Raw genomic sequence first — 13,693 nt, 5'->3', positions numbered from 1 at the left:
TCGGTTAACCTGCCCGGTCCCCAATCTTCTGCTTTTGACCATCGGTCGGAAAGCGGGTGAGGCTTCTCATGTGCGGTATCGTCGGAATCGTCGGCAAGAGCTCAGTCAACCAGTCTCTATACGATGCCCTGCTAGTCTTGCAGCATCGCGGTCAGGATGCCGCCGGGATCGTCACCTGCCAGGGTGACAAGCTCCATCTGCGCAAGGACAACGGCCTGGCGCGCGACGTCTTCCAGACCAAGCACATGATCCGTCTGCTGGGTTCCATGGGGGTCGGCCATGTACGCTACCCCACGGCGGGCGCGGCCAGCTCGGCCGAGGCGCAGCCCTTTTACGTGAACTCGCCCTACGGGATCGTGCTCGCGCACAACGGCAATCTGACCAATGCCGAGGATCTCAAGCGCGACCTGATCGTCGAGGATCTGCGTCACCTCAATACCGAATCCGACTCCGAGATCCTGCTCAACATCCTGGCCCATGAACTCCAGATTCAGGGCAAGCCCAGGGTCGACGAGCAGGACATCTTCCGGGCCGTCGCCGGGGTACACCGCCGCTGCCGGGGCGGATACGCGGCCGTCTCCATGATCCCTGGATTCGGGGTGTTCGCCTTTCGCGATCCCAACGGGATCCGCCCGCTGGTTTACGGACGTCGCGTGACCGCCGAGGGCGCGGAGTACATGATCGCCTCCGAGAGTGTCGCGCTGGATACCAGCGGGTTCGATCTGATCGCGGATGTCGCGCCGGGCGAGACGGTGCTGATTACAGTCGACGGTGAACTCCACAACCATCAGTGCGCCGCTCAGCCGGTGCTCTCGCCCTGTATCTTCGAGTTCGTCTATTTCGCGCGTCCGGACTCCATCATCGACGATATCTCGGTCCATAAGGCTCGCTCGCGGATGGGCAAGAAGCTGGCGGCCAAGATCAAGCGCGAGTGGTCCGGGCATGACATCGACGTCGTGATTCCGGTGCCGGACACCAGCCGTACCGCGGCCTTGCAACTGGCCGGGCAACTGGGCATCGCCTACGCCGAGGGTTTCATCAAGAACCGTTACATCGGCCGTACCTTCATCATGCCGGGACAGACGGTGCGCAAGAAATCTGTGCGTCAGAAGCTGAACGCGATCGATCTGGAATTCCGCAAGAAGAACGTGCTGCTGGTGGACGATTCGATCGTGCGCGGTACCACCTCGCAACAGATCATCCAGATGGCGCGGGACGCGGGCGCCCATCGGGTCTATTTCGCCTCGGCCGCTCCGCCCGTGCGTTTCCCCAATGTCTACGGGATCGACATGCCGGCCGCGAGCGAGTTGATCGCCTTCAATCGCACGGAAGAGGAGGTGGCTCGTGAGTTGGGCGCCGATGGCCTCATCTATCAGGATCTCGAGGATCTGATCGAGGCGGTTCAGAAGAAGGGCAAGTCGCATGTGGATCGCTTCGACACCTCCGTCTTCGACGGAAAGTATGTGACGGGCGACGTGACGCCGGAATATCTCCGGGCGCTCGAGGCCAATCGTAACGACGGCGCCAAGGCGGACCAGTCCTTTTACAAGGAGAGCGCCATTGACCTCCATAACTCCGATTGATGCCATGGACGAGGAGGCCGGCGGCGACCTCGACCCTCCGCTCGGATTCGCCACGCGCGCCATCCGCGTGGGCCATCGTCGCACCGGCGAGGGCGAGCATGGCGAGCCGATCTTCACCACCTCCAGCTTCGTCTTCGCCAACGCCGCCGAGGCGGCGGCGCGCTTCGCCGGCGATCTGGAAGGCAACATCTATTCGCGCTTCACCAATCCCACGGTGCGCGCCTTCGAGGAGCGCCTAGCCGCGCTCGAGGGCGGCGCATCCTGCGTGGCGACCGCCTCGGGCATGGCGGCCATCCTGGCAGTCTGTCTGGGGTTGCTGAAGACCGGCGAGCGCATTCTCTCCTCGCGCGCCATCTTCGGCAGCACCACCATGCTGTTCAACAAGTACCTCGCGCGCCTCGGCATCGAGACCGCCTACGTCCCCTTGAGCGATCTGGACGCCTGGGAGTCGGCCATCGACGCGCGCACCCGTCTGCTGTTCTGCGAGACGCCGTCGAACCCGCTGACCGAGATGGTCGATCTGCGTCGCCTAGCCGAAATCGCCCATCGCAACCAGTGTCTGCTGGTGGTCGACAATTGCTTCTGCACGCCGGCCTTGCAGCGCCCACTCGATCTGGGCGCCGATATCGTCATCCACTCGGCGACCAAGTATCTCGACGGTCAGGGTCGTTGTCTGGGGGGCGCCGTGGTTGGCGATCGCAAAACGGTCGGCGAGGAAGTCTTTGGATTCCTGCGCACGGCGGGTCCGACCATGAGTCCCTTCAATGCCTGGGTTTTTCTCAAGGGACTCGAGACCCTGGAGCTGCGGATGCTCGCCCATGCCCGCGCGGCGGCCGGGCTGGCCGACTGGCTGCTCGCCCAGCCGATGGTCGCGCGGGTGCATTACCCCGGTCTCTCGGCTCACCCTCAATACCACCTGATCGGCACGCAGCAGCGTACCGGCGGCGGCATCGTCGCCTTCGAGGTCCGGGGCGGCCAAGCGGCGGCCTGGCGGGTGATCGACGCCACCCGCCTGATTTCCATCACGGCCAACCTGGGTGACACCAAGACCACCATCACCCATCCGGCGACCACGACCCATGGCCGCCTGACGCCCGAGGAGCGGACCACGGCCGGGATCGGCGACGGCCTCCTGCGGGTGGCGGTAGGTCTGGAGGATCCGGTCGATATCCAGGCCGATCTGGCGCGGGGCCTGGCGGGTCTCTGATGTCCCGTCCGGTCCCAAGGGACGCCGGTCCAGCCGCCGCTTCATCGTCTCCGGAGACCCTGGTTCTCGTCTGCCCTGGGTTGCTGGGACCGATCCCGGCGCCGCCCGAGCCGGCCATTCAGGCCCCATCCATCGCCCGTTTACTGGCCAGGGCCGATCGCACCCCCCTTGATCATCCGGATCCCGTCGCGGCGGTGCTGAGCGACCTCGGGCTTGGCGTGGCGGAGGATCGCGATCCGCCGAGTGGCGCGATCTGTCTGCTGGGCGAGGGCTACGCGGTCGCCCCCGACGAGATCTGGATGCACGCGGATCCGGTGCATCTGCGCCCCGATCGCGATCGTCTGCTGGTCTACGCGGGGCCGGGAATCGAGCCGGACCGGGCCGAGGCTGAGGCCTTGCTGGAGAGCTTCAACCGGCATTTCGCCGAGGATGGACTCCGACTCGTCGCGCCGACGCCTGGGCGTTGGTATCTCCGTCTCGAACGCCCCCTGGATGTGCGAGGCTGTCCCTTGTCACGGGCGCGGTATCGCTCGATGGCCGAATATCTCCCGAGCGGTCCGGCCGCGCGGGACTGGATGCGCTTGCTCAACGAGGCCCAGATGCTCTTCCATGCGCATCCGGTCAATCGCCGGCGCGAATCCACTAGGCGACCGACCATTAGCGGGATCTGGACCTGGGGTGGCGGCTCCATGCCAAGCGTTCCTGGTCCGCCGCCGGACGCGCTGGTCGGCGATCATCCCTTGATGCTCGGGCTGGCGCGCCTACTCGCGCGACCGCATCGCGCCTTGGGAGACTGGCTCGCCGCTCCAGCGGCCACACAGGGTCAGGCCCTGGTCTTTTGGGATCGCCACTGGCGGGCCTTGCTGGATCGCGACCTGGCGACCTGGTCGCTCGCCTGGACCGAACTGGAGGCCGCGGTCGGAATCCTTGAGGAACGGCTCCGCGCGGGTCGACTCGAACAGGCCCTGGTGGATCCCTGTCATGGGGGGGCGGTCTTCTCGGTCTCCGCGCGACAGTCGCGCCGTTTCTGGCGTCGATCGGGTCTGGATTCCCATCTGTCCGTCGGTCCGTCGGACTGACCGGTCCGGCCTCCGGCATCGGCTTCTCGTGACCGGTTTCGCCCGGCGCCCCTCAAGTCGCCATGCCGACCAGCGTCGGTTTCAGCAACCGCAGGGCATCGAGGGTCGCGAGCGAGAGGATGTAGCCGCGCTTGCCGCCATTGATGTAGAGGCGCGGCAACTCGGCGATGCCCGGCTCGCAATAGACCGGCATGGCGCGTCGGTTAGCGAAGGGCGAGGTGCCGCCCACCTGATAACCCGAATGTCTGTCGGCCACCCTGGGGTCGCAGGGCGCCACACGCTTGACGCCGATGGCACGCGCCAACGCCTGGGTCGAGACCTGTCGATCGCCGTGCATTAGCACGATCATCGGATTCCCCGACTCGTCCTCCATGACGAGCGTCTTGATCACCAAATGCTCGTCCACCCCCAACTCACGGGCGACTTGCGCGGTGCCGCCGCCCTCGACATAGGTGTAGGCATGTCCCTCGAACGGGATTCCAGCCGCGCGCAGTACGCGCACGGCCTGGGTGACGGGTTCCTTGGCGGTTTTCATCGCGATGGGCTCATCCGGAGTCGGGAAGGTCGAATCGCGAATTTTGCCAGATCCGCCGCCCGGAATCGCAACGGCGCTTTTTGGTCAGCCGCCTTCCGGTTCAGCCGCGATACCCCGAGACGAGCTGATTCAAGGACTCGGACAGGCTCATGAGCGTGGCGGCCGAGTCGCGATTCGCCCGGGCCTTCCCGATCACATTGGCGTCGTGTGTCGCGGGTGCGTTGATATGGCCCCCGATGTCCTCGGCGACCTGGCGCTGGGTTTGGACGGTCTGGGCGACCTCGGCGCTCATGTCGCTGATGCTGGATACCGATTCCAGGATCTCGTTGAGGGCGAGTCCGGCCTGGAGGATGGCGCTGGAGGTCTCGGTGGTCCGGCGCTGTCCATCGTCCATCCTGGCGAGCAAGCTTTCGATATTTCCCTGGATCTTCTCGATCGTCTCCTGGATCTCCAGGCTCGACGCCTGGGTCCGCTCCGCCAGCCTCCCGATCTCCTCGGCGACGACCGCGAAACCGCGTCCAGGCTCGCCGGCGCGCTCCACCTCCCTGCTGGCCTCAAGAGCGAGCCGATCGATCCGCTCCGAGAGGTCGCGAATGGTCCCTGGCACCGAACCCATGGTGACGGCATCGGTCTTCAGTCGGTGCATCGACGCCGCGGCCTCGACCATGACCTTCTGCAGGACGGCGGTCGAGCGCACGGCCTGGTTGAAGCGCTCATGTCCGTCCAGCGCCCTCTCGCTCGTCGAGGCCGCGATCGTGGCCGCCGACTGGGTGCTCTCGGCTACCCGGTCGATGGTTTGCGACATCTCGGTGATCACCGTCATCGCCTGCTCGATCCGGGTCTGCCGCGCGGAGATCTCGGATTCGGCCGACAGGGCGATATCGTCGATTTGATAGGAGACTGATTTGATCCGTGTCGCGGCCTTGGAAACCTCCCTGGTCAGCGCCGCGAATTTCTGGATCAGGCCGTTGAAGGCGGTGATGCCCGCGACCTCGCCCCTGTCCGGAATACGTAGGGTCAGGTCATGGTTCCGGTCGATGGCGACGAGGGCCTCGAACAGCGACTCGGCCAGGCGCCCGTCCCGCCGCATCGCGATGGCCTGGTGGACGAGCGCGAGGGTCTCGACCAGGATGAAGACGAGGTGCAGAACGGTGATCTCCCAGTCGCACCCGTAATTGAAGAGCATGATCGGCAGGTCGCCGAATCCGACCGCGTTCAATTGCAGCGCGGTGAACGCGAGATGATGCAGGCTGATGAGCGAGGCCGCCACGACGATCGGCAGCCAGTGTCTGTAAATCAGCAGGACGGCGAGCGCGACCAGGATGTGAAAGTGCATCTCGATGCGTCCGAGCTGCGACTGGATCATGATGGCCGACAGCGTCATCAGCAGGATGGCCGATACGACTCCAAAGGCCGCCGTGCCCCGGAGCAGGGCGAAGGCGATCACCGAGAAGACGCCGACCAGGGCCGAGGAATAGAGGGCGAAGGTGCCGGTGTCATAGCCCATCGGAACCAGGAACATGGTCATGGGCAGGTGCGCCAGCAGGATGCCGAAGAGGAGGCGATCCTGGCGAAGGGTTCTCTCCTTCCTCGTCGCCGACGGGCCGGACTTCGATATGGATCCGTTCATGGTCCTGGTTCCTGGCTCCAATGGATTCCTGATAGGTTGATTCCAGCGATCGGGGTCAGCGATCACTATAACGCCTCGCGTGCTCCCGCAAGGCTTGCGCCGTCGGAAGTTCGCCCGCTTCCGCGATCCGCTCGGGCGGACCCTCGGCGACGATTCGCCCTCCCGCCTCGCCGCCCTCCGGTCCCATGTCCAGCACCCAATCCGCCTCGGCGATCAGATCCAGGTTGTGCTCGATGACCAGCAGCGAATGCCCGGCGTCGACCAGTCGGTGCAGCACGCCGATCAGACGCTCCACGTCCGCCATGTGCAGCCCGACGGTCGGCTCGTCGAGTACGTAGAGCGTCGGGCGGCTGGTGGGACCGTCCACGCCGGGTCGCGCCTTGGCCAGCTCGGTGACCAGCTTGATGCGCTGGGCCTCGCCGCCCGACAGGGTCGGACTGGGTTGACCCAGGGTCAGATAGCCGAGCCCGACCTCCTGCAGGAGGGTCAGGGGATGGCGGATGGCGGGATGCGCGCCGAAGACCTCGACCGCCGCGTCGACCCCGAGCGCCAGCACCTGCCCGATGTCGAGCCCCTTGAAGCGGACCTCGCGGGTCTCGCGATCGAAGCGCGCGCCGCCGCAGACCTCGCAGGTCATGCGCACGTCCGGCAGAAAGTTCATCTCCAGCTTCTGGAGGCCCTGGCCCTCGCAGGCCGGGCAGCGTCCCTCGGCGGTGTTGAAGGAGAAGCGCGCCGGGGTCCAGCCGAGGATGCGGGCCTCCTGGGCGGCGGCGAAGAGCTTGCGGATGCCGTCCCAGAAGCCGACATAGGTCGCTGGGCAGGAGCGCGGCGTCTTGCCGATCGGGGTCTGATCCACCTCCAGAATCCGGCTGAGCGAGCGCCAGCCGCTGAGTCCCCGACAGCCGACCAGATCCGATGCGCGCACCCGGTCCTGATTGGGACGATTCCCGCTCAACAGATGGCTCAGACTCTCGGCCAGCACCTCGCGCACCAGGGTCGACTTCCCGGAACCGGAGACGCCGGTGACGCACACCAGCCGACCGAGCGGCAGTCGGACATCCAGATCCCGCAGATTGTTGAGTGTGGCGCGCTGGACGCCGAGCCACTGGACCTGTCCGTCCATGGGGCGCGGCGCACGCGAGCGCGCGCGCGCCCGGCCGAGAAAGCGGCCGGTGATGGAGGCCGGGTTGGCGATCAGCTCTTCCGCCGTCCCCTGGGCGATGATCTCGCCGCCGAGCGCGCCGGCCCCCGGTCCCAGATCGATGACATGCCCGGCGCGGCGGATGGTTTCCTCGTCGTGCTCGACCACGACCACCGTGTTGCCCTGGCCTTCGAGCCGGCTCAGGGTGTCGAGCAAGCGCCGGTTGTCGCGCGGATGCAGCCCGATGGTCGGCTCGTCGAGGATGTAGCAGACGCCGCGCAGGTTGGAGCCGAGCTGGGCGGCGAGCCGGATGCGCTGGGCCTCGCCGCCGGAGAGGGTCGGTGCGCCCCGATCGAGCGTCAGGTAACCGAGTCCGACCTCGGAGAGAAAACGCAGCCGTTCGCTCGCCTCGGCCAGCGGATCCCGTGCGATCGCGGACTCGCGGGCATCGAGTTGGAGCCCCGCGATGAACTCGGCGGCCTGATCGACCCTCAGGGCCGAAAGATCCGCGATCGAACTGTCGCGAAAGCGTACCGCCAGCGCCTCCGGCTTGAGCCGCGCGCCCCGGCAGGTCGGGCAGGGGCCGGCGCGGTTGGTCCCCGTCTCCAGCCATTGACCTTCCTCGCCGGTCTGCTCGGCGTCGAATCCGGCCAGCGCGCGTCCCGTGCCGAAGCAGTCCGGGCACCAGCCGTGCCTGGAGTTGTAGCTGAAGAGCCGGGGATCGAGATCGGGGAAGGCTCGACCGCAGGCGTGACAGGCGCGCTCGGTGGAGTAGGGGGTCTCCGCGCCCCAGGCTCCGTCTTGAATCCGAACCAGCCGCACCTGTCCCTTGCCGAGGTCCAGGGCTTGGACGAGCCGCTCGCGCAACGCGCTCTCATCGGCGGGGTCGACCAGGATCTCGTCCAGCGGCAGGTCGATGGAGTGCTCGCGGAAGCGGTCGAGCGTCGGCCAGCGCGCGGTCTCGACCGGTACGCCATCGACCCGCAACAGCGGCCAGCCCTTTCCGGCGGCCCAGTCCGCCAGTTCCCGGTAGAGACCCTTGCGGGCGACCACCATGGGGGCCATGAGCACCACCCGCGTGCCGGCGTGGTCGCGCTGGATGCGCTCCAGGATGGCGTCGCGGGTCATGGGCTGGATGGGGATGGCGCAGGCCGGGCAATACTGGATGCCGAGCTTGACGTAGAGCAGACGCAGTGAGTGATGGATCTCGGTCAGGGTGCCGATCGTGCTCTTGGCCCCGCCCCGGCTGGTGCGCTGTTCGATGGCGACCGTGGGCGGGATGCCGAGGATGGCGTCCACGTCGGCGCGCGCGGCGGGCTGGACGAACTGGCGCGCATAGGCGTTGAGCGATTCCAGATAACGCCGCTGGCCCTCGGCGAAGAGAATGTCGAAGGCCAGCGTGCTCTTACCGCTGCCGGATACGCCGGTGATGACGGTGAGACGCTCGCGCGGGATGGAAAGGGTCAGGTTCTTGAGATTGTGCTCGCGGGCGTGACGGATCTCGATGGAGCCGCCGCGCGCGGGCTCGCTCCTGGTCGAGGGAGCATAAGCGGCGGCCCCATCGGCGACCGCCGCGATGGGGCCGCCGCCCTCGGCGGCGCGCCGGGCGGCGGCCCGCGCCTCCCGATAGCGGCGCAGCGCCTGTCCGGTATGACTGGCGGGGTGTTCGGCCACCGCGTCCGGCGCGCCCTGACAGATCAGCTCGCCGCCCCCGTCGCCGCCCTCCGGCCCCAGGTCGATCAGCCAGTCGGCCGCCGCGATCACATCCAGGTTGTGTTCGATGACCAGCAGCGAGTGCCCCTGATCGATCAGGTGTCGCAGCACGCTCAGGAGCACGGCAATGTCGGCGAAGTGCAGCCCTCGGGTCGGCTCGTCGAGCAGGAACAGCAGGCCGCCGTCACGCGCCTTGCGCCGCGCGGATTTGGCCAGATGAGCGGCCAGCTTGAGCCGCTGGGCCTCTCCGCCGGAGAGGGTCGGCACGGGCTGGCCGAGCCGCAGATAGCCGAGCCCGACCGCCCGCAGCGGCTCCAGCGCGCGGTTCGTATCCTTGTCGCCGGCGAAGAAGTCCAGCGCCTCGGTCACGGTCATCTCCAGGACATCGGCGATGGAGCAGGCCCGCGCGCCGCTCGGGTCGCTGATCCGCGCCTCCAGCGTACTGGCCCGATAGCGTCGGCCGTCGCAGTCCGGGCAGCGCAGATAGACATCGGCGAGGAACTGCATCTCCAGGTGCTCGAAGCCGTTGCCGCCGCAGCCTGGGCAGCGCCCGTTGCCGCTGTTGAAGCTGAAGGTTCCGGCGGTGTAACCGCGCTCCCGGGCCAGCGGAGACTGGGCGAAGCGCTTGCGGATGACATCGAAGGCGCCGACGTAACTGGCTGGATTGGAGCGCGAACCGCGGCCGATGCTGGACTGATCGACCAACAGCACGTCGGCGATCCGCTCGTGCCCCTCGATCGACGCATGCGCGCCGGGTGGATCCTCCGGGTGACCCTTGAGCTGGCAGAGCGCCTTGTGGAGCACCTCGCCCACCAGGGTCGACTTGCCCGAGCCGGAGACGCCCGTGACCACCACTAGCCGGTCGAGCGGGATCGCGACATCCAGGTGCTTGAGGTTATGGGCGCTGGCGTCTCGGATCAGGATCCGGCGCGCCGGTTCGCTCGCTGGCGCGGCGCGCCGCGGCGGCGCGACCTGGAGACGCCCGGAGAGATAGTCGCCGGTGAGGGAGCCAGGGGCGTTCAGCAGCGCCGTCGGCGTACCCTGAAAGACGATCCGCCCGCCGTGCTCGCCCGGTCCTGGACCGATGTCGAGGATGCGGTCGGCCGCCAGCATCACCTGAGGGTCATGCTCGACCACCACCAGCGAGTTGCCCTGATCGCGCAGCCGATGCAGAACCCGCACCACCCGGTCCATGTCGCGCGGATGCAGCCCGATGCTGGGTTCGTCCAGCACGAAGAGGCTGTTGACCAGGGATGTGCCGAGCGCCGTGGTGAGATTGATGCGCTGGACCTCGCCGCCCGAGAGTGTGCGCGACTGGCGGTCCAGGGTCAGGTAGCCGAGTCCGACCTCGCACAGATAGCCGAGCCGGGCGCGGATCTCGGCCAGCAACAGGTCCATGGCCTGGTCCATCGGCCCGTCCAGCCGGAGATCCCGGAAGAAATCCCGAGCGCGCGCGATCGGCAGACGGAGCAGGTCGTGGAGATTGAGTCCGGGCAGCCGCTCCCGGGCCGCCTCGGACATCCGGCTGCGCGCGTGGCGGAAGCGCCGGCCAGCCGCCAGCGTCCGCTCCGCGAGCGCCTGGTCACCGATCCGCCAGTCCAGCCCCTCGTCCTTGAGTCGCGCCCCATCGCAGGTCGGACAAAGGTCATAGCTGCGGTAGCGCGAGAGCAGTACCCGGACATGCATCCTGTAGCTGCGTCCCTCCAGCCAGGCGAAGAAACGACGCAGACCGTACCAGACGCCGGCGTCCCACTCGCCGTCCCCTTCGATCACCCACTGACGGTCGGCCTCGGTGAGCGCCTGCCAGGGGACATCGGTCGGGATCCCCTGGCGGTGGGCGAACCCCATCAGCTCCTCCTGGATCTCCGAGTAGCTGTCCGACTGGATCGGCTTGATGGCCCCTTCGATCAGCGATTTGGAGGGATCCGGGACCACCAGACCCCAGTCGATGCCGATGGTGCGTCCGAATCCGTGACAGGTCTCGCACGCGCCCTGTGGCGAGTTGAAGGAAAAGAGGTTTGGAGCCGGATCCCGGTAAGTGATGTCGCAGTCCGGACAGTGCCGATCGCTGGAGAAGCGCCAGGGCTCGCCGGTCTGGTGATCGGCGTCCAGCGGATAGACCAGGACGCGGCCATGCCCCTTCGCAAGCGCGGTTTCAAGCGCCTCGATGGCGCGGCCGCGGTTCTCCGGCGTGAGTCGCAGGCGGTCCTGGATGACCTCGATCCGATCCGCCGTCTCGCTCAGGAGACGGATATAGCCCTGCTGAGCGAGCAGCTTCCTGACGGCCTCCAGCCCGAGCGACTCCGGGACCGCGACCGAGAAGGCGATGAGCACGCGGGGCGAGGCGTCGCCAGCCGCCAGATGTTCCCAGATGGTTTCCGGGCTATCGCGCCGGACCGGGCGTCCGCAGCCCTGGCAGAAGAGCCGCGCCGCTCGCGCGAAGAGGAGCTTGAGATGATCGTTCAGCTCCGTCATGGTCCCGACCGTGGAGCGCGAGGTGCGCACCGGATTGGCCTGATCGATGGCGATCGAGGGTGGGATGCCCTCGATCCGATCCGCCGCCGGGCGGTCCAGGCGGTCCAGGAACTGGCGCGCGTAGGGCGAGAAGGTCTCGACATAGCGCCGCTGACCCTCGGCATGGAGGGTGTCGAAGGCCAGCGAGGACTTCCCCGATCCCGAAACCCCGGTGATGACGATCAACTCGCCGAGCGGCAGATCCAGGTCCAGGTTCTTGAGGTTGTTCTGACGGACGCCGCGCAGGCGGATGGAGTCGTTCAAGGGGGGCGCCTCGGCGGCTGGGTTCGATCGATCCCGAATTGTAGACCGGGCGCGCCGCGCGTGGCCCTGTCCTTCATCGGTGGCTCGACTGTCGGGATCCCAAGGCCGAGTGGCGGGAGGGCCGTACCCGGCGAAACCATGCCTCGTCCGAGTATGGTAAGGGCATCGGAAAAGGCTACACTCCAGTGTGCCCATCGCGTCCAGGCCATGGCGACCTCATGGAGCGTTCATCTCGTGTTTGACAAGGATTCCATCAAGTACAAGCTCATCGTTGTTACCTCTTCCATGATCCTTGTGCTGATGTGCGTGCTGCTGGCCTTCCAGTTGTATTCGTCGCTGACGTTGGAATCCGAGGTCCAGGAAAGCAGCATCAACAGGCTCCAGGAATACAGCGAGGAAGAAAACCGGAATCTGCTGGAGCGTCTGCGGAGCGATATCGCGTTCTACATCGATATGATGGCGCTGACGATATCGACCGAACTCTATAATCTGAACGATGAATCACTGAACGACAAGAGCCGGAAATTCATCCAGCACGACGCGATCTGCTCCATCGTGATCATCGATGCGATAAGCAACGCACCGATCACCGAAATCAGAAAGGAAGGCGCGCGAGGCTGCGTGGCTACGTCGGTGGGCATCATGCACGCGGGCGAAAGGATCGGTCGACTCGACGTAGAATATACACTCGCTCGATTCGAGGAGATCGCCAATGAAACGCGACTTCAGCTAGAGGTCGCCAGGGAGCGCCTCCACGAGGATATGACGGCCGTCAGCCACCGGAATATCCTGATTCAGATCGTCATCTACGTTATCGCCACATTGATTCTGCTCAACCTGATCGTGACTCGGATCAATCGCAGCATTATCAGGCCGATTTACGCCTTGATGCTCGACATGCGGCGTGTCAATCAAAACGAGCAGGCGCTTCTTCAATTGGGCGATGGATGCCATGGAGAGGACGAGCTGGGGCGGCTCTGCCGATATTTCTACGAGCACATCGCGACCCTGATCCATCAGCTCAACAAGAGAGCCAACTACGACGACCTGACGTCCCTGCTGTCGCGGCAGCGACTGATTGGCGACATCCAGCGCCGGGATAAATTCAACCTGGCGATCCTGGATATCGATCGGTTCAAGGAAATCAATAATCTCCTGGGTATCGAGGCGGGTGACGAACTGTTGAAAGCCACCTCGGTGTCGTTGGTCGCGTTTTTCACGAGGGATGGCTACGCGCTCTACAGATTGAACGCGGATGAATTCGCCGTGCTGGATGGCGCGGGCGAGGAACAGGCCGCATTCGAAAAGAGAATCAGGGAGTTCGTGGAAGACTATGGCCGAAAAGAGCTGACCGTCAAGAATGAACCCATCAGCGTCGCGATCAGTTCGGGCCTATCGGACAGCCGCGAGCCGATGCCGATGATGGCGGCGACCACCGCCCTGAAATACGCCAAGGAGAAAAAGGCGAAAGTGGCGATCTACCGTCGGGATCTGCCCATTCTCAAGGAGTACGAGTGTAATCTGAGAGTGGCGAAGGTCATCAGGCACGCGATCGAGGAGGATCTTGTCGTCCCGTTTTTTCAGCCGATCAAGGATGTCGGAAATGGGTCCGTGTATAAGTATGAAGCCCTGATGCGGATTCGCGATCGTTCCGGAGTCATCCATGCTCCCTTGGAGTTCCTTGAAATTTCGAAGAAATCCGGAAGCTATGGAGACCTTTCCCATCGCTTGATAAAAAAGTCAGTGGCCTTGTTCCGTGACCGGAAAGAGATCCTCGCCATCAATCTGTCGATTCTCGATATCGAGGACGACGGGTTTCTCGGTTTTCTCCGGAAGCTGCGCGACACCTACGGGATCATGGATCGCTTGATATTCGAGATTACCGAACAGGAACGGGTCTGAATGGCACTAAGATAAGTCTCTCGATTTTTAAAAACAAACAGTTACAACCGCTGATGCGGTTTGCGGAATCGGTGTCCTCAGCGCTGTTTCTTCGGGTGGCCATGGTTACGGACCTCTTCCTGTGC

General features: G+C 65.4%; 7 protein-coding genes. 4 read left to right on the top strand and 3 right to left on the bottom strand.

Annotated features, from left to right (window positions below):
• The first annotated feature begins 68 nt into the window (after nt 1–68).
• Genes purF through CKO27_RS09800 form a run of 3 tightly spaced genes read left to right on the top strand, consistent with a single transcriptional unit; the run spans nt 69 to nt 3,869 of the window.
• Nucleotides 69–1,583, top strand: coding sequence for an amidophosphoribosyltransferase (gene purF / locus CKO27_RS09810; protein ID WP_200374777.1), 1,515 nt, complete (start codon nt 69–71; stop codon nt 1,581–1,583).
• Complete coding sequence (locus tag CKO27_RS09805) at nt 1,561–2,790, top strand: O-succinylhomoserine sulfhydrylase (RefSeq protein WP_420825824.1); 1,230 nt, start codon at nt 1,561–1,563, stop codon at nt 2,788–2,790. Before purF ends, CKO27_RS09805 begins: the two co-directional genes overlap by 23 nt.
• On the top strand, nt 2,790–3,869 hold the full coding sequence (locus CKO27_RS09800) for a phosphoglycerate mutase (RefSeq protein ID WP_200374707.1): 1,080 nt from the start codon (nt 2,790–2,792) through the stop codon (nt 3,867–3,869). Before CKO27_RS09805 ends, CKO27_RS09800 begins: the two co-directional genes overlap by 1 nt.
• Before the next feature lie 52 nt (nt 3,870–3,921).
• Here CKO27_RS09800 and CKO27_RS09795 read toward each other — a convergent pair whose 3' ends face one another.
• From CKO27_RS09795 to uvrA, 3 genes are all read right to left on the bottom strand, one after another.
• Nucleotides 3,922–4,404, bottom strand: a complete 483-nt coding sequence (locus tag CKO27_RS09795) for an aminoacyl-tRNA deacylase (protein ID WP_200374706.1) — start codon at nt 4,402–4,404, stop codon at nt 3,922–3,924.
• A 100-nt stretch (nt 4,405–4,504) separates the two neighbouring features.
• The gene (locus CKO27_RS09790) at nt 4,505–6,034 is read right to left on the bottom strand and encodes a methyl-accepting chemotaxis protein (RefSeq protein ID WP_200374705.1); all 1,530 of its coding nucleotides are present in this window, start codon (nt 6,032–6,034) and stop codon (nt 4,505–4,507) included.
• A 55-nt stretch (nt 6,035–6,089) separates the two neighbouring features.
• Nucleotides 6,090–11,666, bottom strand: coding sequence for an excinuclease ABC subunit UvrA (gene uvrA, locus CKO27_RS09785; protein ID WP_242470835.1), 5,577 nt, complete (start codon nt 11,664–11,666; stop codon nt 6,090–6,092).
• Nucleotides 11,667–11,900: 234 nt separating this feature from the next.
• On the opposite strand from uvrA, the gene CKO27_RS25175 reads away from it, so the two are divergent.
• Nucleotides 11,901–13,568 carry an EAL domain-containing protein gene (locus CKO27_RS25175; protein WP_200374703.1) on the top strand — a complete coding sequence of 556 codons (1,668 nt, stop codon included), beginning with the start codon at nt 11,901–11,903 and terminating at the stop codon, nt 13,566–13,568.
• The last annotated feature ends 125 nt before the right edge of the window (nt 13,569–13,693 follow it).

Source organism: Thiocystis violacea (genome assembly GCF_016583575.1).
Lineage (GTDB): Bacteria > Pseudomonadota > Gammaproteobacteria > Chromatiales > Chromatiaceae > Thiocystis > Thiocystis violacea.
The sequence above is the reverse complement of the archived record's forward strand: the minus strand, read 5'-3'. Positions and strand labels throughout refer to the sequence as shown.

Excerpts from the sequence above, each read along its gene's own strand:
- purF (WP_200374777.1), top strand. The coding sequence starts at position 69 with ATGTGCGGTATCGTCGGAATCGTCGGCAAGAGCTCAGTCAACCAGTCT.
- CKO27_RS09800 (WP_200374707.1), top strand. The coding sequence starts at position 2,790 with ATGTCCCGTCCGGTCCCAAGGGACGCCGGTCCAGCCGCCGCTTCATCG.
- CKO27_RS09795 (WP_200374706.1), bottom strand. The coding sequence starts at position 4,404 with ATGAAAACCGCCAAGGAACCCGTCACCCAGGCCGTGCGCGTACTGCGC.
- CKO27_RS09790 (WP_200374705.1), bottom strand. The coding sequence starts at position 6,034 with ATGAACGGATCCATATCGAAGTCCGGCCCGTCGGCGACGAGGAAGGAG.